15 protein-coding genes are annotated in these 23,508 nt (G+C 57.5%); 12 read left to right on the top strand and 3 right to left on the bottom strand.

The annotated features are described in order from the left end of the window. The first annotated feature begins 18 nt into the window (after window positions 1–18). Entirely contained in the window at window positions 19–261 is a 243-nt protein-coding gene (tusA, locus tag O1723_RS01530) for a sulfurtransferase TusA (protein ID WP_014885560.1), read from the top strand. A gap of 101 nt (window positions 262–362) precedes the next feature. On the opposite strand, the gene yhgN is transcribed toward tusA, so the two are convergent. Further along, window positions 363–956, bottom strand: coding sequence for an NAAT family transporter YhgN (gene yhgN, locus O1723_RS01535; RefSeq protein WP_003861574.1), 594 nt, complete (start codon window positions 954–956; stop codon window positions 363–365). Between the two features lie 177 nt (window positions 957–1,133). On the opposite strand from yhgN, the gene asd reads away from it, so the two are divergent. The 6 genes from asd to glgP all read left to right on the top strand — a co-directional run bounded on the left by asd (window position 1,134) and on the right by glgP (window position 11,836). Beyond that, on the top strand, window positions 1,134–2,237 hold the full coding sequence (gene asd / locus O1723_RS01540; protein WP_023331502.1) for an aspartate-semialdehyde dehydrogenase: 1,104 nt from the start codon (window positions 1,134–1,136) through the stop codon (window positions 2,235–2,237). 230 nt (window positions 2,238–2,467) lie between these two features. Next, window positions 2,468–4,654 (top strand): 1,4-alpha-glucan branching enzyme, encoded by a 2,187-nt coding sequence (glgB, locus tag O1723_RS01545; RefSeq protein WP_014885558.1) that lies wholly within the window; start codon window positions 2,468–2,470, stop codon window positions 4,652–4,654. Continuing rightward, entirely contained in the window at window positions 4,651–6,624 is a 1,974-nt protein-coding gene (gene glgX, locus O1723_RS01550) for a glycogen debranching protein GlgX (protein WP_023337915.1), read from the top strand. Before glgB ends, glgX begins: the two co-directional genes overlap by 4 nt. 17 nt (window positions 6,625–6,641) lie before the next feature. Next, on the top strand, window positions 6,642–7,937 hold the full coding sequence (gene glgC / locus O1723_RS01555; RefSeq protein ID WP_023337914.1) for a glucose-1-phosphate adenylyltransferase: 1,296 nt from the start codon (window positions 6,642–6,644) through the stop codon (window positions 7,935–7,937). Beyond that, window positions 7,937–9,370, top strand: a complete 1,434-nt coding sequence (gene glgA, locus O1723_RS01560; RefSeq protein ID WP_014885555.1) for a glycogen synthase GlgA — start codon at window positions 7,937–7,939, stop codon at window positions 9,368–9,370. The genes glgC and glgA overlap by 1 nt, the downstream gene beginning before the upstream one ends. A gap of 18 nt (window positions 9,371–9,388) precedes the next feature. Beyond that, entirely contained in the window at window positions 9,389–11,836 is a 2,448-nt protein-coding gene (gene glgP / locus O1723_RS01565; RefSeq protein WP_014885554.1) for a glycogen phosphorylase, read from the top strand. An 87-nt stretch (window positions 11,837–11,923) separates the two neighbouring features. Here the strand turns inward: glgP and glpD are convergent, their stop codons facing one another. Further along, window positions 11,924–13,432 carry a glycerol-3-phosphate dehydrogenase gene (glpD, locus tag O1723_RS01570; RefSeq protein WP_014885553.1) on the bottom strand — a complete coding sequence of 503 codons (1,509 nt, stop codon included), beginning with the start codon at window positions 13,430–13,432 and terminating at the stop codon, window positions 11,924–11,926. Window positions 13,433–13,620: 188 nt separating this feature from the next. Here glpD and glpE point away from each other — a divergent pair, with 188 nt between their 5' ends. Genes glpE through O1723_RS01585 form a run of 3 tightly spaced genes read left to right on the top strand, consistent with a single transcriptional unit; the run spans window position 13,621 to window position 15,606 of the window. Continuing rightward, on the top strand, window positions 13,621–13,953 hold the full coding sequence (glpE, locus tag O1723_RS01575) for a thiosulfate sulfurtransferase GlpE (protein ID WP_014885552.1): 333 nt from the start codon (window positions 13,621–13,623) through the stop codon (window positions 13,951–13,953). Between the two features lie 47 nt (window positions 13,954–14,000). Next, window positions 14,001–14,831, top strand: coding sequence for a rhomboid family intramembrane serine protease GlpG (gene glpG / locus O1723_RS01580; RefSeq protein ID WP_014885551.1), 831 nt, complete (start codon window positions 14,001–14,003; stop codon window positions 14,829–14,831). A gap of 16 nt (window positions 14,832–14,847) precedes the next feature. Then, complete coding sequence (locus O1723_RS01585) at window positions 14,848–15,606, top strand: DeoR/GlpR family transcriptional regulator (RefSeq protein WP_014885550.1); 759 nt, start codon at window positions 14,848–14,850, stop codon at window positions 15,604–15,606. A gap of 82 nt (window positions 15,607–15,688) precedes the next feature. Here O1723_RS01585 and malT read toward each other — a convergent pair whose 3' ends face one another. Continuing rightward, window positions 15,689–18,394: an HTH-type transcriptional regulator MalT gene (gene malT / locus O1723_RS01590; protein ID WP_248191079.1), complete on the bottom strand. Its 2,706-nt coding sequence runs from the start codon at window positions 18,392–18,394 to the stop codon at window positions 15,689–15,691. Window positions 18,395–18,979: 585 nt separating this feature from the next. On the opposite strand from malT, the gene malP reads away from it, so the two are divergent. Both malP and malQ read left to right on the top strand, forming a co-directional pair. After that, entirely contained in the window at window positions 18,980–21,373 is a 2,394-nt protein-coding gene (gene malP, locus O1723_RS01595) for a maltodextrin phosphorylase (protein ID WP_479983856.1), read from the top strand. Window positions 21,374–21,382: 9 nt separating this feature from the next. Further along, window positions 21,383–23,461, top strand: a complete 2,079-nt coding sequence (malQ, locus tag O1723_RS01600; RefSeq protein WP_014885547.1) for a 4-alpha-glucanotransferase — start codon at window positions 21,383–21,385, stop codon at window positions 23,459–23,461. Window positions 23,462–23,508: the final 47 nt, after the last annotated feature.

A 23,508-nucleotide genomic window follows, 5' to 3' on the forward strand; every position in this document is an offset into this window, starting at 1 on the left:
TACCAGACCGAGAAGACCATGACCGACCTGTTTTCCAGCCCAGACCATACCCTTGATGCTCAGGGCCTTCGCTGCCCGGAGCCGGTAATGATGGTACGCAAGACCGTGCGTAACATGCAGCCCGGTGAAACGCTGCTGATTATTGCCGACGACCCGGCCACGACCCGCGATATTCCCGGGTTTTGTACCTTTATGGAGCATGAGCTGGTGGCGCAGCAGACAGAAGCGCTGCCGTACCGGTATTTGATTCGTAAGGGGTAGGTGGTCCGCCGCTGCGGTCTGATGCCCTCACCCCGGCCCTCTCCCACGGGGAGAGGGGGCAAACACTAAAAATGGCCACGCAGTGGCCATTTTGCTTTTACCTAGCCTTTCATCCACGCGCGGATCCCGTCCAGGAACATCTGCGTCGCCATCATCACCAGAATCAGCCCCATCAGGCGCTCCAGCGCGTTAACCCCTTTCTCCCCCAGCAGGCGCAAGAACAGCGACGATTGCAGCAGGATGATAAATGTCCCGCCCCAGGCGATAAGCAGGGCAATCACCAGGTGGCTCATTTGATTCGGATACTGATGCGACAGCAGCATCAGGGTGGCCAGAATGGTCGGCCCGGCGACGAGGGGAATCGCCAGCGGTACGATAAACGGCTCTTCGCCCGCGGGCAGGCCGCTGCTGCTCCCTTCGGCGCTCGGGAAAATCATCTTAATGGCAATCAGGAACAGAATAATCCCGCCGGAAATGGAGACCGTTTCTGCGCGCAGGTTCAGGAAGGCGAGGATCTTTTCTCCCGCAAACAGGAAGATAAACATCACCAGCAGGGCGATGAGCAACTCGCGGATCATGATCGCCCGGCGGCGCTTCGGCTCAGTGTGCTTCAGCACCGACATGAAGATAGGCAGGTTGCCCAGTGGATCCATTATCAGGATCAATAAAACCGCTGCGGAAATGATTTCACTCATGTAAATTATCCCTGAACATCTCTATGGTTATTATGATAATTAGCTGTATTTCTGATTGCCGGGCAATCATCGATTAATTTCGCTTGCGACTTTGGCAGCATTTTGTAATGTGAAGCATATCCCAGTTCAATACTGGCTTGCACAATCAGCACACACCCTCAGCAGGAAAAAAATGCTATGAAAAACGTTGGTTTCATCGGCTGGCGCGGTATGGTCGGCTCTGTACTCATGCAACGCATGGTTGAAGAGCGCGATTTCGACGCTATCCGCCCGGTCTTCTTCTCCACTTCCCAGCTCGGCCAGGCTGCACCGTCCTTTGGTGGTACCACAGGCACGTTGCAGGATGCTTACGATCTGGAAGCGTTGAAGGCACTTGATATTATTGTGACCTGCCAGGGCGGCGATTATACCAACGAAATCTATCCAAAGCTGCGTGAAAGCGGCTGGCAGGGCTACTGGATTGACGCGGCCTCTTCGCTGCGCATGAAAGACGATGCCATCATTATTCTCGACCCGGTTAACCAGGGCGTGATCACCGATGGCCTGAACAACGGTGTGAAAACCTTTGTCGGTGGTAACTGCACCGTCAGCCTGATGCTGATGTCCCTTGGCGGCCTGTTTGCGCAGGATCTGGTTGAATGGGTTTCCGTGGCGACCTACCAGGCCGCGTCCGGCGGCGGCGCGCGTCATATGCGCGAGCTGCTGACCCAGATGGGCCAGCTGCACCACAGTGTCGCAACCGAGCTGGCAAACCCGGCATCCGCGATCCTCGATATCGAGCGTAAAGTCACCGATCTAACCCGCAGCGGCGCGCTGCCGGTGGATAACTTTGGCGTACCGCTGGCCGGTGGCCTGATCCCGTGGATCGACAAACAGCTGGATAACGGCCAGACTCGCGAAGAGTGGAAAGGTCAGGCTGAGACCAACAAAATCCTCAATACCGCGAACACCATTCCGGTTGACGGTCTGTGCGTGCGTATCGGCGCACTGCGCTGCCACAGCCAGGCCTTCACCATTAAACTGAAAAAAGATGTGTCTATTCCGACCGTGGAAGAGCTGCTGGCCGCGCACAACCCGTGGGCGAAAGTGGTACCAAACGATCGCGATATCACCATGCGTGAGCTGACCCCGGCTGCCGTCACCGGCACGCTGACCACGCCGGTTGGCCGTCTGCGTAAGCTAAACATGGGGCCGGAGTACCTCTCCGCGTTCACCGTCGGTGACCAGCTCCTGTGGGGCGCCGCCGAACCGCTGCGCCGCATGCTACGCCAGCTGGCGTAATAATTTGTTAATGACCGGGGGTGATTTTCACCCCCTTTTTTTGCGTACTACATGGAGTAACACGCGTATGTCTTATTTTTTATCAGGAGTCATGTAGAGCGTTGGCTATGCTTTAAGGAAGAGTCATTTCTTACCTGAGGTTAGGACGGGACTGAGTGGATGCCCGTCAGGTCACATTAAAGTCGTCCCAGGCGCTAAAAAAGGACGACATAAAAAACAGGATGAATACCATGTCCGATCGTGTGGATAGAGACGTGATTAATGCGCTTATTGCGGGTCATTTTGCAGACCCCTTTTCCGTGCTGGGGATGCACCGTACAGAGGCCGGGCTGGAAGTTCGGGCGTTGTTACCGGATGCGACCGAAGTGTGGGTCATCGAGCCCAAAACCGGCCGCAAGGTGGCCAATCTTGAATGCCTCGACTCGCGTGGCTTCTTCTCGGGCATCATGCCCCGTCGTAAAAACCCCTTTCGTTATCAACTCGCCGTTATCTGGCACGGCCAGCAAAACCTGATTGATGATCCTTACAGCTTCGGTCCGCTCTTAAAAGAGATGGACGCCTGGCTGCTGTCTGAAGGTACGCATCTGCGCCCTTATGAAACGCTGGGTGCTCATGCGGATACCATGGACGGCATCACCGGCACGCGTTTTGCGGTGTGGGCGCCTAACGCCCAGCGCGTCTCCGTTGTCGGGCAGTTTAACTACTGGGACGGTCGTCGCCATCCGATGCGCCTGCGCCGGGAGACGGGCATCTGGGAGCTGTTTATCCCGGGGGCGCATAACGGCCAGCTCTACAAATTCGAAATGATCGATGCTCACGGCAAGCTGCGAATTAAAGCCGACCCGTATGCCTTCGAGGCGCAGATGCGTCCGGACACGGCGTCGCTGATTTGCGGCCTGCCGGAGAAGGTGGTCCAGACGGAAGAGCGTAAACAGGCCAACCGCTTTGATGCGCCGATTTCCGTCTATGAAGTGCATCTCGGCTCCTGGCGCCGCCACACCGATAACAACTTCTGGCTGAGCTACCGGGAACTCGCCGACCAGCTGGTGCCGTACGCTAAATGGATGGGCTTTACCCACCTCGAACTGCTGCCGGTTAACGAGCACCCGTTCGACGGCAGCTGGGGCTACCAGCCAACCGGGCTGTATGCCCCAACACGCCGCTTCGGCACGCGCGATGACTTCCGCTATTTCATTAATGCCGCGCACGCCGCCGGGCTGAACGTGATCCTCGACTGGGTGCCTGGCCATTTCCCTTCTGATGACTTTGCGCTGGCAGAGTTTGACGGCACAAAACTGTACGAGCACAGCGACCCGCGCGAAGGCTATCACCAGGACTGGAACACGCTGATCTACAACTATGGTCGCCGTGAAGTCGCGAACTATCTGGTCGGCAATGCCCTGTACTGGATTGAGCGCTTCGGCATTGATGCCCTGCGCGTGGATGCGGTGGCGTCAATGATCTACCGCGACTACAGCCGCAAAGAGGGCGAGTGGATCCCGAACGAGTATGGCGGCCGCGAAAACCTGGAAGCGATTGAATTCCTGCGCAGCACTAACCGTATTATTGGTGAGCAGGTCGAGGGTGCGGTTACCATGGCGGAGGAGTCGACGGACTTTGCAGGCGTCTCCCGACCGCCGTCATCAGGCGGTCTGGGGTTCTGGTATAAGTGGAACCTGGGATGGATGCACGACACGCTCGACTACATGAAGCTCGACCCGGTGTACCGTCAGTACCATCACGACAAGCTCACCTTCGGCTTGCTCTATAACTACACCGAAAACTTCATGCTGCCGCTGTCGCACGATGAAGTGGTGCACGGCAAAAAATCCATTCTCGACCGTATGCCGGGCGATGCGTGGCAGAAGTTTGCCAACCTGCGCGCCTACTACGGCTGGATGTTTGCCTTCCCGGGTAAAAAACTGCTGTTTATGGGCAATGAATTTGCCCAGGGGCGCGAGTGGAACCACGACTCCAGTCTCGACTGGCATTTGCTGGAAGGCGGCGACAACTGGCACCACGGCGTGCAGCGTCTGGTGCGTGACCTGAACCTGACCTATCGCCATCACAAAGCCCTCCACGAGCTGGATTTCGACCCCTACGGCTTCGAGTGGCTGGTAGTGGACGACCATGAGCGTTCGGTATTTGTCTTTGTGCGTCGTGATAAAGCCGGCAACGAAATCATCGTCGCCAGTAACTTCACGCCGGTACCGCGCGAACACTACCGCTTTGGCATTAACCAGCCGGGGAAATGGCGCGAAATTCTGAATACCGATTCCATGCACTACCACGGCAGCAACGCCGGTAACGGCGGGCTGGTGCAGAGCGACGCCATCGAAAGCCACGGGCGGCCAAACTCCCTGAGCCTGACGCTGCCGCCGCTTGGCACCATCTGGCTGATGCGGGAGGGTGAATGACGCAGCTTACGGCAGGTCATCCCGAACCGCTCGGCGCGCGTTTTGACGGTAAGGGCGTGAACTTCACGCTCTTTTCCGCTCACGCGGAGCGGGTGGAACTTTGTGTATTTGACGGGGAAGGTAACGAGCACCGTTACGATTTACCGTCTCGCACAGGGGATATCTGGCACGGGTACCTGTCCGGCGGGCGTCCGGGGATGCATTACGGTTTTCGCGTACACGGTCCGTGGCAACCGGCTCAGGGGCACTGGTTTAACCCGGCGAAGCTGTTGATTGACCCGTGCGCGCACCGCGTCGATGGCGAGTTTAAAGACGACCCGCTGTTTCACGTCGGCTACGGTGAGCCCGACCACCGCGACAGCGCGGCGGTCGTGCCCAAAAGCGTGGTGGTGAACGACCTCTACGACTGGGAAGACGATGCTCCGCCGCGCACGCCGTGGGGCAACACCGTGATTTATGAAGCGCATGTCAAAGGGCTGACCTGGCTGCACCCGTCGATCCCCAACGCGATGCGCGGCACCTATCAGGCACTCGGCCATCCGACGATGATTGCCTATCTGAAACACCTCGGTATCACCGCGCTGGAACTGCTCCCCGTCGCCCATTTCGCCAATGAACCCCGCCTGCAGCGGCTGGGGCTGAGCAACTACTGGGGCTACAACCCTCTGGCGATGTTTGCCCTTGAACCCCGCTACGCCGCCCATCCGGAGACGGCGCGGGACGAGTTTCGTGATGCGGTGAAGGCGCTGCACGCGGCGGGCATTGAGGTCATTCTGGACGTGGTGCTGAACCACAGCGCTGAAAGCGATCTCGACGGCCCGACGCTCTCCATGCGCGGAATTGATAACCGTAGCTATTATTGGATCAGAGAGGATGGCGATTACGAGAACTGGACCGGCTGCGGTAACACCCTCAACCTCAGCCATCCGGCGGTCACGCATTTTGCTTATGAATGCCTGAAATACTGGGTTGAGACGTTCCACGTCGACGGTTTTCGTTTCGACCTGGCGCCCGTCATGGGACGCACGCCGGTATTCAGCCAGCAGGCTCCTCTGTTTGAGGCCATCAAAAATTGCCCGGTGCTCTCGCAGGTGAAACTGATCGCCGAGCCGTGGGACATCGGTGAGGGCGGCTATCAGGTGGGGAATTTCCCGCCGCTGTTTGCCGAGTGGAACGACCATTATCGCGATGCCATGCGCCGCTTCTGGCTGGCGCGCGATCTGTCACTGGGGGAGTTCGCCGGGCGCTTTGCCGCCTCCAGCGATCTCTTCAGGCGCGACGGCAAACGGCCGTCGGCCACCATTAATCTGGTGACGGCGCACGACGGTTTTACGCTGCGCGACTGCGTTTGTTTCAATCAGAAACACAATGAAGCGAACGGCGAAGAGAATCGCGATGGGACTAACAATAACCATAGCTTTAATCATGGTATAGAAGGATTAGGCGGGAGCCTGGACGTGATTGAGCGGCGTCGCGCCAGCGTTCATGCGCTGCTGACGACGCTTTTGTTATCGCAGGGCACGCCGATGCTGCTGGCGGGCGATGAGCACGGCCACAGTCAGCACGGCAACAATAACGCCTATTGCCAGGACAATACCCTGACCTGGCTCGACTGGGGTGAGGCGAACAGTGGACTGACCCATTTCACCGCAGCGCTGATCCACCTTCGCCAGCAGATCCCCGCGCTCACCGCCGATCGCTGGTGGGAAGAGGGCGACGGCAACGTTCGCTGGCTGAATAAAGACGCGCAACCGTTGAGTGCGCAAGAGTGGCAACACGGCATCACCTGTCTGCAAATCCTGCTGTCGGATAAGTGGCTGGTGACGCTGAACGCGACGGATGACGTCGCAGAGATTGTTTTACCTGACGGGGAATGGCGCGCTGTTCCCCCCTTTGCCGGAGCGGATAATCCGGTAGTAATGGCTGTCTGGCACGGGCCTGCGCACGGAGTGTGCGTATTCCAAAGATGATAAAAAAGGAGTTAGTCATGGTTAGATTAGAGAAGAACGATCCCTTAATGTTGGCACGCCAGCTACCATTAAAAACGGTTGCCCTGATACTTGCGGGCGGGCGTGGTACCCGTCTGAAAGATTTGACCATCAAGCGCGCCAAGCCGGCCGTTCACTTTGGTGGTAAGTTCCGCATCATCGACTTTGCGCTCTCCAACTGCCTGAACTCAGGCATTCGCCGTATTGGCGTCATTACGCAGTATCAGTCGCACACGCTGGTTCAGCATATTCAGCGCGGCTGGTCATTCTTCAGTGAAGAGATGAACGAGTTTGTCGATCTCCTTCCTGCTCAGCAACGTGTTCACGGCGAGAACTGGTATCGCGGGACGGCGGATGCGGTGACGCAGAACCTCGACATCATTCGTCGCTATAACGCGGAATACATTGTGATCCTCGCCGGGGATCACATCTACAAGCAGGATTACTCCCACATGCTCATCGACCACGTCGAAAAAGGGGCGCGCTGCACCGTGGCGTGTCTGCCGGTGCCCGTTGCCGAGGCGACGGCGTTTGGCGTGATGCACGTGGACGCTGACGATAAAATCATCGACTTCGTCGAAAAACCGGCGAACCCGCCAACCATGCCGGGCGATGACACCAAATCCCTCGCCAGCATGGGGATCTATGTCTTTGATGCAGATTATCTTTATGAGCTGCTGGAAGACGACGACAAAGACGAAAACTCCAGCCACGACTTCGGTAAAGACATCATCCCGAAAATCACCAAAGCTGGCATGGCGTATGCACATCCTTTCCCGCTGTCCTGCGTGCAGTCAGACCCGAATGCCGAGCCTTACTGGCGCGATGTGGGCACGCTGGAAGCGTACTGGAAAGCGAACCTCGATCTGGCCTCAGTCACGCCTGAGCTGGATATGTACGACCAGAACTGGCCGATTCGTACCCACATGGAATCCTTGCCGCCGGCCAAATTCGTGCAGGACCGCTCCGGCAGCCACGGTATGACGCTGAACTCGCTGGTCTCTGGCGGGTGCATTATCTCCGGTTCGGTGGTGGTGCAGTCCGTGCTGTTCCCGCGCGTGCGGATAAATTCATTCTGTAATATCGATTCGGCGGTCTTATTGCCGGATGTCTGGGTAGGGCGTTCGTGTCGTCTGCGTCGTTGCGTGATCGACCGCGCCTGCGTCATCCCTGAGGGGATGGTCATCGGTGAAAACGCGGAAGAAGACGCGCGTCGTTTCTACCGTTCGGAAGAGGGGATCGTGTTAGTCACACGGGAAATGTTGCGGAAGCTGCAGATCAAACAGGAGCGATGATGCAGGTTTTACACGTATGTTCTGAGATGTTCCCGTTGTTAAAAACGGGCGGTCTGGCGGATGTTCTTGGTGCATTACCGGCGGCACAAATCGCCGGAGGCGTGGATACCCGAGTCCTGCTGCCTGCCTTCCCGGATATCCGGCGCGGCATTCCTGATGCAAAGGTTGTGACCCGCCGTGAGACGTTTGCCGGACGCATCACCCTGCTGTTTGGACATTACAATGGCGTAGGGATTTACCTGATCGACGCGCCACACTTATACGACCGACCGGGCAGCCCGTATCACGATACGAACCTGTTCGCCTATACCGACAACGTGCTGCGCTTTGCGCTGCTCGGCTGGGTCGGGGCAGAAATGGCGACGGGGCTTGATCCGTTCTGGCGTCCGGATGTGGTGCACGCGCACGACTGGCATGCCGGGCTGGCTCCGGCGTATCTCGCCGCGCGCGGTCACCCGGCAAAATCGGTCTTTACGGTGCATAACCTCGCCTATCAGGGGATGTACTACGCGCATCATATGAATGACATCGATCTGCCATGGTCGTTCTTTAACATGCACGGGCTGGAGTTTAAGGGGCAGATTTCGTTCCTGAAGGCGGGGCTGTACTACGCCGATCACATCACGGCGGTCAGCCCAACCTATGCGCGAGAAATCACCCAGCCGGAGTTTGGCTACGGCATGGAAGGGCTGCTGCAACAGCGCCATCGGGAAGGCCGCCTGTCGGGCATTCTGAACGGCGTGGATGAACAGATCTGGAGTCCGGAAACCGATCTCTTGCTGGCGGCACGCTATGGTCGCGATTCCGTGGAAGACAAAGCGGAAAACAAACGCCAGCTGCAGATTGCAATGGGGCTGAAGGTCAACGACAAAGTGCCGCTCTTCGCGGTGGTGAGCCGCCTGACCAGCCAGAAAGGGCTGGACCTGGTGCTGGAGGCGCTGCCCGGCTTGCTCGAGCAGGGCGGACAGCTGGCGCTGCTCGGCGCAGGCGACCCGGTGCTGCAGGAAGGTTTCCTCGCGGCGGCAGCGGAACACCCGGGGCAGGTGGGCGTGCAGATTGGTTACCACGAGGCATTTTCGCACCGCATTATGGGCGGCGCAGACGTCATTCTGGTGCCAAGCCGCTTCGAGCCCTGCGGCCTGACGCAGCTCTATGGCCTGAAATACGGCACTCTGCCGCTGGTACGCCGCACGGGCGGGCTGGCGGATACGGTGTCCGATAGCTCACTGGAAAACCTGGCGGACGGTATCGCCAGCGGGTTTGTTTTTGAAGACAGTAATGCCTGGTCGCTGCTTCGGGCGATTCGGCGTGCTTTCGTCTTGTGGTCCCGTCCGTCGCTGTGGCGTTACGTACAACGTCAGGCGATGTCCATGGACTTTAGCTGGCACGTTGCGGCGCAGTCGTACCGCGATCTTTATCAACGCTTGATGTAACGAGGCGAAGTTACTGATATGAATGCTCCATTTAGCTACTCTTCACCCACGCTCAGCGTTGAGGCGTTAAAGCACTCCATCGCCTATAAGCTGATGTTCACCATCGGGAAAGATCCGGTCATCGCCAACAAACATGAGTGGCTGAACGCCACTCTGTTTGCGGTGCGCGACCGTTTAGTTGAACGCTGGCTGCGATCAAACCGCGCCCAGCTCTCGCAGGAAACGCGTCAGGTTTACTACCTGTCGATGGAATTTTTGATTGGCCGCACGCTCTCCAACGCGCTGCTGTCGCTCGGCATTTACGACGACGTTAAAACCGCCCTCGAAGAGATGGGGCTGGATTTAGAAGAGCTGATTGACGAAGAGAACGACCCGGGCCTCGGCAACGGCGGCCTGGGGCGTCTTGCCGCCTGCTTCCTCGACTCGCTGGCGACCCTGGCGCTGCCGGGACGCGGGTACGGCATTCGCTACGACTACGGCATGTTCAAGCAGAACATCGTCGACGGGCGTCAGAAAGAGTCGCCGGACTACTGGCTGGAGTATGGCAACCCGTGGGAGTTCAAGCGTCACAATACCCGCTACAAGGTGCGCTTTGGCGGGCGTATTCAGCAGGAAGGTAAAAAATCCCGCTGGGTGGAGACCGAAGAGATCCTGGCCGTGGCCTACGACCAGATCATCCCCGGGTATGACACCGATGCCACCAACACGCTGCGCCTGTGGAGCGCCCAGGCCAGTAGCGAGATTAACCTCGGTAAATTCAATCAGGGTGACTATTTCGCCGCGGTGGAAGATAAAAACCACTCTGAAAACGTGTCCCGCGTGCTCTATCCCGATGACTCAACCTACTCCGGCCGCGAGCTGCGCCTGCGCCAGGAGTATTTCCTCGTCTCGGCGACGATTCAGGATATCCTCAGCCGCCATCACCAGTTGCACAAAACCTACGCCAATCTGGCGGAGAAAACCGCGATTCACCTCAACGACACGCACCCGGTGCTCTCTATTCCAGAGCTGATGCGCTTGCTTATCGACGAGCATAAGTTCAGCTGGGATGAGGCATTCGAAGTGACCTGCCAGGTGTTCTCGTACACCAACCACACGCTGATGAGCGAAGCGCTGGAAACCTGGCCGGTGGATATGCTCGGCAAAATCCTGCCGCGCCATCTGCAGATTATCTTCGAGATTAACGACTACTTCCTCAAGACGCTGCAGGAGCAGTATCCGAACGATACCGGCCTGCTGAGCCGGGCGTCGATCATTGATGAATCCAACGGTCGTCGCGTACGCATGGCCTGGCTGGCGGTAGTGATCAGCCATAAGGTAAACGGCGTGTCTGAGCTCCACTCAAACCTGATGGTGCAGTCGCTGTTTGCGGATTTCGCGAAGATCTTCCCGACGCGTTTCTGCAACGTGACCAACGGCGTCACGCCGCGTCGCTGGCTGGCGCTGGCGAACCAGCCGCTTTCTGACGTGCTGGATCAGAACATTGGCCGCACCTGGCGCACCGACCTGAGCCAGCTGAGCGAGCTGGAACAGCACATTGATTTCCCGACGGTGAACAAAGCCGTGCGCGAAGCCAAGCTGCTGAACAAAAAGCGTTTGTCGGTTTACCTTGCGCTGCATCTGAACGTGGTCGCCAACCCGAAAGCGTTGTTTGACGTGCAGATCAAACGTATTCACGAGTACAAGCGTCAGTTGATGAACGTGCTGCATGTGATTACCCACTACAACCGGATTAAGGCCGACCCGACGGCCGAGTGGGTGCCGCGCGTGAAAATCTTCGCCGGTAAAGCCGCTTCCGCCTATTACATGGCGAAGCACATTATCCATCTCATCAACGATGTGGCGAAGGTCGTCAACCTGGATCCGGATATTGGCGACAAGCTGAAGGTGGTGTTCATCCCGAACTACAGCGTAAGCCTGGCGCAGCTGATCATCCCGGCGGCGGATCTCTCTGAGCAGATTTCGACGGCGGGTACGGAAGCCTCCGGGACCAGTAACATGAAGTTTGCCCTCAACGGTGCGCTGACCATTGGCACCCTGGACGGGGCGAACGTTGAGATGCTGGAGCACGTAGGGGCTGAGAACATCTTTATCTTCGGGAACACCACGGAAGAAGTGGAGGCGCTGCGCAGAAAAGGCTACTCGCCGCGTGAGTTCTATGAAAAAGATGAAGAGTTACGTCAGGTACTGACGCAGATCGCAACCGGTGTGTTCAGCCCGGACGAGCCGGGCCGCTATCGCGATCTGGTGGATTCGCTTATTAACTTTGGCGATCACTACCAGGTGCTGGCGGATTATCGCAGCTACGTGGACTGTCAGGATAAGGTGGACGAACTGTACCGTCAGCAGGAGAAGTGGACCAGTGCTGCGATGCATAACATCGCCAATATGGGGTATTTCTCGTCCGACAGGACCATCAAGGAGTATGCCGAGACGATCTGGCATATTGATCCGGTGAGGCTGTAAAAACAAAGCCCGGTGGCGCTGCGCTTACCGGGCCTACGGGATCGAGTAGGCCGGGTAAGGCGGAGCCGCCACCCGGCTTTTTTTCAATTACGACGCTAACGACAGCTCACGCTTTCCCGCATGCTGCTGCAGCCACTGCGCCACACGCGACTGCTGTTCGGCATTCAGCCACATCCCTTCTTTGGTACGGCGCCAGATGGCGTCGTCCAGGCGGCGAACCCACTCGTGCTCGACCAGGTAACGCAGCTCGGCTTCGTACAGCTCGTGACCGAAATGCTCGCCCAGATCCGCAATGTCCTTCGCATCACCGAGGAACAGCTCGGTATTGCTGCCGTAGGTGCGGGCGTAGTGGCGCGCCATGCCTTCGGTAATGAACGGGAAGCGACGGCGCAGCTTAGCGGCATAATCGTCGCGGTTGTCGCCGATATCACCGCCGGGCAATACCGCGCCTTTGGTCCATGCCGGCCCAATGCCCTTATAGTACGGGGCCAGTTTTTCCAGCGCGTGCTCCGCCAGCTTGCGGTAGGTGGTGAGCTTGCCGCCAAACACCGACAGCAGCGGCGCCTGGCCGTCTACGTCGTGAATATCGAGCGTATAGTCGCGGGTAATGGCCTGCGGTGAGTCAGACTCGTCATCGCACAGCGGACGCACGCCGGAGTAAGTCCATACCACGTCATCGCGGGACAGCTGTTTCTTAAAGTGTGCGTTATACACTTTAAGGAGGTAGTTCACTTCGCTCTCGTCGATCTCAACGTTTTTCGGATCGCCTTTGTACTCCACGTCGGTGGTGCCGATGATCGAGAATTCGTCCATCCACGGGATCACAAACACGATGCGCTTATCTTCGTTCTGCAGAATGTACGCTTGTTTTTGCGTGTGTACGCGCGGCACCACAATATGGCTGCCCTTGATCAGGCGGATGCCGTACGGCGAAGGCAGATGCATGCCGTCGTCGAAGAACTGCTTCACCCACGGACCGGTGGCGTTCACCAGACCGCGCGCTTTCCAGCTGAATTTCTCGCCGGTATCAATGTCTTCTGCTTCGACGATCCACAGGCCGTTTTCACGACGCGCGGCGGTAGCGCGGGTACGGGTTTTCACCTCGCCACCTTTCTTCTCCACCATCTGCGCATTCGCCAGCACCAGACGTGCATCGTCCACCCAGCAGTCGGAATATTCGAAACCGCGCACGATTTCAGGCTTCAGGACCGATTCTGAGCCAAAACGCAAACCGTTCGAACCCGGCAGGCTGGTGCGTTTACCCAGATGATCGTACATAAACAGCCCAATTCGGATCATCCACGCCGGACGCAGGTGCGGGCGATGGGGCAGACGGAAACGCATCGGGATCGCCAGATGCGGCGCCATTTTTAGCAGCACTTCACGTTCGGCCAGCGCTTCACTGACCAGGCGGAATTCGTAGTGTTCCAGGTAGCGCAGGCCACCGTGGATCAGCTTGGAGCTGGCGGACGACGTCGCGCAGGCGAGATCGTTAGCTTCCAGCATCAGCACGGATAAACCGCGTCCTGCGGCATCGACCGCAATACCGGCACCGTTGATGCCACCGCCTATCACAATCAGATCTTTGGTTTCCATAACACCCTCATGCACTTTCGTTAAAGCTCAAAAATGTTCGATATCGCTCATAATAGCAAAGGAACGCGCTTTTGGTAACATCAAAAAAACAATTTAGAGTGATATGGATAACATAATGGCGTTTACCCGCCGCCAGGACGTACACTACGGGGTAAAATTGTGTCGTTGACCCCTGTAAAGAGAACACCATGGATCAGTTTGAATGTATTAACGTAGAAGAAGCCCATCAGAAGATGCACCAGGGAACGGCGGTGCTGGTGGATATCCGCGATCCGCAGAGTTTTGCGATGGGCCATACGCCGGGCGCGTTCCATCTCACCAATGACACGCTGGGCGCGTTTATGCGCGATAACGACTTCGATACGCCGGTGATGGTGATGTGTTACCACGGCAACAGCAGCAAAGGCGCGGCGCAGTATCTGCTTCAGCAGGGCTACGACGCGGTGTACAGCGTCGACGGCGGCTTCGATGCCTGGCATCGTCATTTCCCGGCAGAAGTGGAATACGCCTTTGAGCGCTAATCCCGCTATACTGTTCCCTTTTGTGTGGAAATAAGCGACCGCTGCCCATGTTGATGATCACCTCTTTTACCAATCCGCGCGTCGCCCAGGCGTTTGTCGACTATATGGCAACGCAGGGCGTTATTCTGACCATTCAGCAACATACGCAGACCGATGTCTGGCTGGCCGATGAGAGCCAGGCCGGGCGGGTAAACGAGGAGCTGGCGCGTTTTCTTGAGAATCCTGGCGACCCGCGCTATCTGGCGGCAAGCTGGCAATCCGGCCAGACGGGCAGCGGATTGCATTACAGTCGTTTCCCTTTTCTTGCCACTATTCGCGAGCGCGCAGGGCCGTTTACGCTGCTGCTGATGGCCGCCTGTATTATCGTCTTCATTATCATGAACGTGGTGGGCGACCAGAGCGTGATGATCGCCCTGGCGTGGCCGTACGACCCCTCTCTGGAGTTTGACGTCTGGCGCTACTTCACCCATGCGCTGATGCACTTCTCAGTGATGCATATTCTCTTCAACCTGCTGTGGTGGTGGTATCTCGGCGGGATTGTCGAGAAGCGACTCGGCAGCGGTAAGCTGATCGTGATCACCGTGATTAGCGCCCTGTTGAGCGGCTACGTGCAGCATAAATTCAGCGGCCCGTGGTTCGGTGGGCTGTCGGGCGTCGTCTACGCCCTGATGGGCTATGTCTGGCTTCGCGGAGAGCGCGACCCGGAAAGCGGCATCTATTTACAACGCGGATTAATAGCCTTTGCGTTAATATGGCTAATTGCCGGATGGTTTGATCTGTTTGGTATGTCTATCGCCAATGGTGCGCACGTCACCGGCCTGGCGGTCGGGCTGGCAATGGCGCTTGCCGACACGCTCCATGCGCGAAAACGAACATAATTCTCAGGGATAATTGATGAAACAAACACAACGTCATGACGCCATTATCGAACTGGTCAAAAAACAGGGATACGTCAGCACCGAAGAGCTCGTCGAGCAGTTTGCCGTCAGCCCGCAAACGATCCGTCGTGACCTGAACGATCTGGCCGATCAGAACCGTATTTTGCGCCACCACGGCGGGGCGGCGCTGCCGTCCAGCTCGGTCAACACCTCCTGGCATGACCGTAAAGCCACGCAGACGGCGGAAAAAGAACGCATAGCCCGTAAAGTGGCGAGCCAAATCCCAAACGGGGCGACGCTGTTTATTGACATCGGTACCACGCCGGAAGCGGTTGCTCACGCGCTGCTGGATCACGAGAACCTGCGCGTGGTCACGAACAACCTGAACGTCGCCAACACTCTGATGCAGAAAGACGATTTCCGGATCATCCTCGCCGGTGGTGAACTGCGCAGCCGCGACGGGGGCATTATCGGTGAAGCGACGCTCGACTTTATCTCTCAATTCCGCCTCGACTTCGGCATTCTGGGGATCAGCGGTATCGACAGCGACGGCTCGCTGCTGGAATTTGATTACCACGAGGTGCGCACCAAGCGCGCGATTATTGAAAATTCACGCCACGTGATGCTGGTGGTGGATCATTCGAAGTTTGGCCGTAACGCGATGGTGAACATGGGCAGCATCAGCATTGTGGATGCGGTCTACACCGACGCGATGCCGCCAGCGGGCGTGATGCAGGTGATTAAAGATAATAATTTGCAGTTAGAATTGTGCTAGGAATTGTGTCGGGTGGCGCTGCGCTTACCCGACCTACGAAACCCCGTAGGCCCGTGCAAGCGTAGCGCCGCCGGGCAAGGAATCACACTCCGTACCCCATCATCTTCAAGAGCTGCTGCGCATGCTGTACCGCATCCTGACGATGCGCCACACCCAGCTTCTGATACAGATTACGAATGTGCGTTTTGATGGTGGTCGCCGCCACCGCCAGCTCACCGGCAATCTGCTCGTTGCTGTAGCCGGAATAGATCAGCCCCAGCACCTGCCATTCCCGCTGGGTGAGCGGGCTGGTGCGAATAAGCTCCGGCACTTCCGGATGGTTTAGCAGACGTTCAACGAAGTTCTCATCAAAATGCGCAAATTTGTGGCGATGATGCTGGTTAATCTCGCGCAGAATACGCTGAGCACGATGCTGATCCAGCTCCGGCAGGGTATTCAGCTGAATCAGCTGGCGCAGCTGTTGCGCCATCACTTCACCTTCAATCACAAAGTGGCTGATAAACCCGGTACGGTTCGCCAGCTGCAGCGCTTCCAGCAGCACGCGCTGGGCGTCATTTTTGCGTCCCGCCTGCCAGTAAAGCTGGTTAAGCAGCAGCAGGTTGCGGTTCAGATCGCTCATCAGGCGCAGGCTACGGGCGTTTTCGTTTAATTCTTCCAGCACGATCTCGGCAGGCTCGAAGTCACCCAGCAGGATCTGCACGCGGGCGATGTTGCGCCACTGGCTTTGCAGGAAGTGGTTATTGGCAAACTCTGGTTTTGGCGTATGACGCAGCCAGTTGGCGGCGGATTTTTTATCCCCCGTCATCTGCCAGTAAATCACCCGGACCTTATCGGCGTTTGACACCCAGTCGCTGTGGTACTGGCCGTTGCCGAGCAGGTTTTCCAGACGGTTAAGGTGATTGCGGGCGTTATCGAGATCGCCGCGCGCCAGCGAGCACTGCACCAGCAGCGCCAGGCACTGCAACTGCTGCTGCGGCTGGAAGCCAGAGAGCACGTTCACACCCTGACGGGCGCAGCTTTCTGCTTCATCGAGGCGCGACCATGCCCAAAGCAGCTGAGCGCGAATGCGCAACAGGAACTCGTGCATCGGCAGCTGTTCCAGATGCTGTTCACGAATCAGCTGGAACGCTTTTTCCTGATTTTCCCAGGCAGCCTGCAGGAACCCCTGAGCGAATAAAATTTCACTTTGCTGAATCAGACTCCACAGGGCGTAGTGCCATACATCATGGCGGCGCGCCATCTGCTCGGTTTGCTGCATCAGGGAAAGGGAGCGCGTCAGCTCGCCCTTGCAGTGCAGTACTTCCCCGTGTACCGAGGTCGCCACGATGCGGCTGTAGAAATTAGCCAGCGGCAGCTCATCCAGCGCGACCATCGCCAGCCGTTCCGCTTCATCCGGATCGCCGTCGTTAATTGCGACCTGCGCCCGCAGGGCGTTAAATTCGCCGTGCAGGGTAGTATCCATTTCACTTTCCATCTCCTGCTCGGCACGCGCCAGCAGGGTATTGACCTCACTGTAGCGGTGCTGGCTTTGCATCAGCCAGGCCTGCAGCAGAACCAGACGCGGGTTCTCCAGCAGGCTCTCCCACGGCAGGGCTTTCAGCGACTCTTCCAGCAGCGTCAGTTCACTGTGGTTAAACAGCCCCCACGCGTGGTTGAGCAGAATATCGCGCAGCATACTGGCGTCACCGGCAGCCAGCGCGTGGTGAATGGCCTCGCTCGGGAAGCCTTGCGCCATCCAGCTTTCAGCGGCGGCGCGATGGATTTCCGGCAGTTCTGTGGCAAGCTCCCACTGACAGCGCTGGCGCAGGAAGCTACCAAACAAGGGATGGTAGCTGAACCACTCGCCGGGATCGTCCATGCGTGTCAGGAACAGGCCCTGACGTTCAATCTCTTCCAGCTGTAACTGGCCGTTTTCACAGCCGGTAACGCGCACGATCAGCGCGTCGTTCATCGAACGCAGCAGGGAGCTTTTCAGCAGGAAATGACGGGTTGAAGGATCAACGCTGTCCAGCACCTCGTCCACCAGATAATCAGAGAGATGGCTGGTGTTGATACCGGCCAGACGCCGTGCCGACTGGTGTGTCGGGCTGTTGTTTTGCCGCGCAGAGAGGGCAATCAGCTGCAACGCCGTGGCCCAGCCCGCGACGTCATCGCACAGGCGGCTGCTTTCAGCGGCCTCAATCGGCGAGGTCAGGCGGCAGTCGAAGAACTGTTTCGCTTCCTGATGGGTAAAGGCCAACTGCTGGCTGCCAATCTCCAGCAGCTGATCGCGCACGCGCAGGTTGGCAATGCCCAGCTGTGGCAGGTTGCGCGACAGCACCACCAGGGTCAGGTTTTCCGGTTGATGGCGCAGGAAGAAACGCATCGACTCGTGGATAACCGGATTTGAAATCAGATGATAATCATCAATCACCACATAAAGCGGACGATGCCATTCAGCCAGTTCAATGAACAGCTGAGAGAAAAGGGAGGACAGGCTGGCGTACTGGCGCTTTTGCACCATCACCTCACTGGCGACGCAGTGTCCATTCGTGGCCTGTTGAATGGCAGCAATCAGATAGCTGGCAAAACGCTCTTGCTGGTTATCGCCCTCATCAAGGGAGTACCAGCCAAGATCGCTCTTACCTGCGGCCCATTGCGAAATGAGCGTTGTTTTTCCATAACCTGCAGGGCTCGTAACCAGCGCCAGTCGGAAATTATGCGCGCCGGAAAGTTTAGCCAGCAGACGCTCGCGGACCACTGTATGGTCGAGACGAACCGGGCGACTTAATTTAGACGGAATCAACATAGGTTTCACTTCACTGTGGGGAACGAGAGATTTTATTTTTTTTGCGCTTCGTAATTAATAGCTATAAGGTCGGACAGATAGAGAACTATTGCAAGTTATGTCTGGATTTGGTGGCTCTGAATTTGCACTCTGTCACAAAACATTCAGGCAGATGATGGAACTTTCCTGAAAGGGCTGTGACGCCGCGCCAGTGCTGGCTTGTGTGGATCTCTTGCGGTTGTGCTGAAACTGGTTTCAGAAAGGGATAGTGACGCCAAATTTAATAAAGTCCGGGTAAAGTTCAGTGAGCTTAATAATCTCCTTAGATATGACCCAATTGCAGAAATATTATTCTACGTAAGTAATCATTTCAGCGCGGATTAATTTCATCCGAAACTGCATTTCATTTCTTTGACATTCTTCCCGGTGACGTTTTCCTCTTCCGGGCACACTCAGGCTATGCTCTGAGAGTGGCCTCGATCACACTTTTATGCTCATCCCCGCTACTCCTCCCTGTCTAATCCCCCACAGGATGAGGAAGAGGTGAAATGAGCCAGGCACACTAGCACCAACTTGTGTTTTCTTTCTAAAGGATGCCGATCCCCTATGTCACAGCCTACCTTCAACAAAGCTCAATTCCAGGCTGCCCTGACGCGTCAGTGGCAGCGTTTTGGCCTTCATGCTGCAAACGAGATGACGCCTCACCAGTGGTGGCAGGCGGTGAGCGGGGCGCTCGCAGAGCAGCTGGATGCTCAACCCGTGGCGAAGCCCGTCAAAGGCCAGCGTCACGTCAACTATATCTCGATGGAATTCCTGATTGGCCGCCTGACGGGCAACAATCTGCTGAACCTTGGGTGGTATCAGGAGGTGGGTGATGTGCTGAAAGCGCACGACATCAACCTGACTGACCTGCTGGAAGAAGAGATTGACCCGGCTCTCGGTAACGGTGGTCTGGGTCGCCTGGCGGCCTGCTTCCTTGACTCCATGGCAACGGTTGGCCAGTCCGCTATTGGCTATGGCCTGAACTATCAGTATGGCCTGTTCCGTCAGTCGTTCGCTGATGGTCACCAGATGGAAGCGCCAGATGACTGGCACCGCAATACCTACCCGTGGTTCCGCCACAATGCGCAGCTGGACGTGCAGGTCGGCATCGGTGGGAAAGTCACAAAGCAAGGCCTCTGGGAACCGGCTTTCACCATCACCGGTGAAGCCTGGGATCTGCCGGTGCTTGGCTACCGTAACGGCGTGGCGCAGCCGCTGCGCCTGTGGCAGGCGAAGCACGCTCATCCGTTCAACCTGACCAAATTCAACGACGGCGATTTCCTGCGTGCCGAGCAGCAGGGTATCGACGCCGAGAAGCTGACCAAAGTCCTCTACCCGAACGACAACCATCTGGCGGGTAAAAAACTGCGTCTGATGCAGCAGTATTTCCAGTGCGCCTGCTCCGTGGCGGACATTCTGCGCCGTCATCACCTGGCGGGCCGCAAGCTGGCACAGCTGCCGGACTTCGAAGTGATTCAGCTCAACGACACGCACCCGACCATCGCCATTCCTGAACTGCTGCGCGTGCTGATCGACGAGCATCAGCTGGGCTGGAATGACGCCTGGGCTATTACCAGCCGCACCTTCGCCTACACCAACCACACCCTGATGCCGGAAGCGCTGGAGTGCTGGGATGAGAAGCTGGTGAAAGCGCTGCTGCCGCGCCATATGCAGATCATCAACAAGATTAACGATCGGTTTAAAACCCTGGTGGATAAAACCTGGCCGGGCAATAAAGCGGTCTGGGCGAAGCTGGCAGTGGTTCACGATAAGCAGGTTCGCATGGCGAACATGTGCGTGGTGAGCGGCTTTGCGGTGAACGGCGTAGCGGCCCTGCACTCGGATCTGGTGGTTAAAGATCTGTTCCCGGAATATCACCAGCTGTGGCCGACCAAATTCCACAACGTGACCAACGGCATCACGCCGCGTCGCTGGATCAAGCAGTGTAACCCGCTGCTGGCCGATCTGCTGGATAAGACCCTGAAGAAAGAGTGGGCCAACGATCTGGACCAGCTGATCAACCTGGAAAAATACGCGGATGACGCGAAGTTCCGCGAGCAGTACCGTGCCATCAAGCTGGAGAACAAAGTTCGTCTGGCGGCGTTTGTGAAAGCGCGCACCGGGATTGAGATCAACCCGAATGCCATTTTCGATATCCAGATCAAGCGCCTGCATGAGTACAAACGTCAGCACCTTAACCTGCTGCACATCCTGGCGCTGTATAAAGAGATCCGCGAGAACCCGCAGGCCGACCGCGTGCCGCGCGTGTTCCTGTTCGGTGCGAAAGCGGCACCGGGGTACTACCTGGCGAAAAATATCATCCTCGCCATTAATAAAGTGGCGGCGGCGATCAACAACGATCCGAAGGTGGGCGACAAGCTGAAGGTGGTGTTCCTGCCGGATTACTGCGTATCGGCGGCTGAAATGCTGATCCCGGCGGCGGATATTTCCGAGCAGATCTCGACCGCAGGGAAAGAGGCCTCCGGCACAGGTAACATGAAGCTGGCGCTGAACGGTGCGCTGACCGTTGGCACGCTGGACGGTGCGAACGTCGAAATCGCTGAGCAGGTCGGTGAAGAGAATATCTTCATCTTCGGTCATACCGTGGAAGAGGTGAAAGCCATCAAGGCCAAAGGCTACGACCCGGTGAAATGGCGTAAGAAAGACAAAGTGCTGGATGCGGTGCTGAAAGAGCTGGAGAGCGGTAAATACAGCGACGGTGACAAGCACGCGTTTGACCAGATGCTGCACAGCCTGGACAAGCATGGCGGTGACCCGTATCTGGTGATGGCCGATTTCACTGCCTATGTGGACGCGCAAAAGCAGGTCGACGTGCTGTATCGCGACCAGGACGCGTGGACCCGGGCATGCATTCTGAACACGGCGCGCTGCGGTATGTTCAGCTCTGACCGCTCAATCCGTGATTATCAGGCTCGTATCTGGCAGGCAAAACGCTAAGGAAGCGCGATGGAGAGTAAACGTCTGGACAGTGCCGCGCAGGCGGCGGGAATTAGCCTCAGTTACATCAATGCGCACGGCAAACCGCAGTCTATTGGTGCGGACACCAAAAGACGTTTGCTGAATGCCATGCACAAAGCCGACGCGAAAGCGTCGGCACTACCGGTGCCAAACGTAAAGGTCTTTACTGCGGGCAAAAAAATGTCGCTGACGGTGGAGGGGCGCGGCGAGTTTAGCTGGCTGCTCACCACCGAAGAGGGGCATCAGCATAAAGGCCACGCCACCGGCGGCAAAGCGTTTAACCTTCCGGCGAAACTGCCGGAGGGCTATCACAGCCTGACGCTCACCCAGGACGAGCAGCGTTTTCACTGCCGGGTGATCGTCGCGCCAAAACGCTGCTATGAGCCGCAGGCGCTGCTCGAAGGCAAAAAGCTGTGGGGCGCCTGCGTGCAGCTCTACACGCTGCGTTCCGACAGCAACTGGGGCATCGGCGATTTTGGCGATCTGAAGAATATGCTGGCCTCCGTGGGTGAGCGCGGCGGCGCGTTCATCGGCCTCAACCCGATCCACGCGCTCTATCCGGCGAACCCGGAAAGCGCCAGCCCGTACAGCCCGTCCTCCCGTCGCTGGCTGAACGTCATTTATATCGACGTTAACGCGTTGGATGATTTTAAAAACAGTAAAGACGCGCAGGCGTGGTGGAAGCTTGAGACCACGAAGCAGATGCTGAAACAGGCCCGCGAAGCGGACTGGGTCGATTATGCTACTGTGACCGCGCTAAAAATGGCGGCGCTGCGTCTGGCCTGGAAAGGCTTTGCTAAGCGCGATGACGATCAGATGGCGGCCTTCCGCCAGTTTGTGGCGCAGGAAGGCGAAAGTCTCTACTGGCAGGCGGCATTCGATGCGCTGCACGCGCATCAGGTGAAAGAGGACGAAATGCGCTGGGGCTGGCCGGTCTGGCCGGAAGTGTACCAGTCCGTGGACACCCCGGAAGTCAAAGCCTTCTGTAAAACGCATGCCGACGAGGTGGACTTCTATCTGTGGCTGCAGTGGCTGGCCTACAGCCAGTTTGCCGCCTGCTGGCAGGTAAGCCAGGGCTATAACATGCCGATCGGCCTGTATCGCGACCTGGCCGTCGGTGTGGCAGAAGGTGGCGCGGAAACCTGGTGTGACCGTGAGCTTTACTGCCTGAAAGCGTCCGTCGGTGCGCCGCCGGATATCCTTGGGCCGCTCGGTCAGAACTGGGGCTTGCCGCCGATGGATCCGCACGTGATGGCGGCGCGCGCGTACGAGCCGTTTATCGACCTGCTGCGTGCGAACATGCAAAACTGTGGCGCGCTGCGTATTGACCACGTCATGTCCGTACTGCGCCTGTGGTGGATCCCTTACGGCGAAACGGCCGATCACGGCGCGTACGTCCAGTATCCGGTAGACGATCTGCTGTCGATCCTGGCCCTGGAGAGTAAGCGTCACCAGTGTATGGTGATCGGGGAAGATCTCGGTACCGTGCCGGTGGAAATTGTCAGCAAGCTCCGCGACAGCGGCGTGTACTCCTATAAAGTGCTCTATTTTGAAAACGACCATGAGAAAACCTTCCGCGCGCCGAAAGCGTATCCAGAACAGTCAATGGCAGTCGCGACGACGCATGATCTTCCTACGCTCAGAGGCTACTGGGAAAGCGGCGATCTGACGCTCGGGAAAACGCTGGGTCTCTATCCTGATGAAGAGGTTCTGCGTGGGCTGTATCAGGATCGCGAGCTGGCGAAGCAGGGGCTGCTGGATGCGCTGCATAAGCATGGCTGCCTGCCGAAGCGCGCCGGTCACAAGGCGTCGCTGATGGCGATGACGCCAACGCTCAACCGCGGTTTGCAGCGCTATATTGCCGACAGCAACAGCGCTCTGCTTGGCCTTCAGCCGGAAGACTGGATTGATATGGCGGAGCCGGTGAACATCCCGGGCACCAGCTATCAGTACAAGAACTGGCGTCGCAAATTGTCCACAACGCTTGAGAAGATGTTTGCCGATGACGGGGTGAACAGGCTGATTAAGGATTTGGATAAGCGGCGAAAAGCGGCTGCTAAGAAGTGATAAAAAACCCGCCAGTGGCGGGTTTTTTATTGCCCGGTGGCGCTACG

Source organism: Enterobacter cloacae complex sp. HYC080_NIDB (genome assembly GCF_056673325.1).

Bases quoted from the DNA above. Each gene is read 5' to 3' on its own strand.
- glgB (WP_014885558.1), top strand. From the start codon at position 2,468: ATGTCCGATCGTGTGGATAGAGACGTGATTAATGCGCTTATTGCGGGT.
- glpG (WP_014885551.1), top strand. From the start codon at position 14,001: ATGTTGATGATCACCTCTTTTACCAATCCGCGCGTCGCCCAGGCGTTT.
- malP (WP_479983856.1), top strand. From the start codon at position 18,980: ATGTCACAGCCTACCTTCAACAAAGCTCAATTCCAGGCTGCCCTGACG.
- malT (WP_248191079.1), bottom strand. From the start codon at position 18,394: ATGTTGATTCCGTCTAAATTAAGTCGCCCGGTTCGTCTCGACCATACA.
- malQ (WP_014885547.1), top strand. From the start codon at position 21,383: ATGGAGAGTAAACGTCTGGACAGTGCCGCGCAGGCGGCGGGAATTAGC.
- glgC (WP_023337914.1), top strand. From the start codon at position 6,642: ATGGTTAGATTAGAGAAGAACGATCCCTTAATGTTGGCACGCCAGCTA.
- O1723_RS01585 (WP_014885550.1), top strand. From the start codon at position 14,848: ATGAAACAAACACAACGTCATGACGCCATTATCGAACTGGTCAAAAAA.
- glpE (WP_014885552.1), top strand. From the start codon at position 13,621: ATGGATCAGTTTGAATGTATTAACGTAGAAGAAGCCCATCAGAAGATG.
- glgP (WP_014885554.1), top strand. From the start codon at position 9,389: ATGAATGCTCCATTTAGCTACTCTTCACCCACGCTCAGCGTTGAGGCG.
- asd (WP_023331502.1), top strand. From the start codon at position 1,134: ATGAAAAACGTTGGTTTCATCGGCTGGCGCGGTATGGTCGGCTCTGTA.
- yhgN (WP_003861574.1), bottom strand. From the start codon at position 956: ATGAGTGAAATCATTTCCGCAGCGGTTTTATTGATCCTGATAATGGAT.
- glgX (WP_023337915.1), top strand. From the start codon at position 4,651: ATGACGCAGCTTACGGCAGGTCATCCCGAACCGCTCGGCGCGCGTTTT.
- glpD (WP_014885553.1), bottom strand. From the start codon at position 13,432: ATGGAAACCAAAGATCTGATTGTGATAGGCGGTGGCATCAACGGTGCC.
- glgA (WP_014885555.1), top strand. From the start codon at position 7,937: ATGCAGGTTTTACACGTATGTTCTGAGATGTTCCCGTTGTTAAAAACG.
- tusA (WP_014885560.1), top strand. From the start codon at position 19: ATGACCGACCTGTTTTCCAGCCCAGACCATACCCTTGATGCTCAGGGC.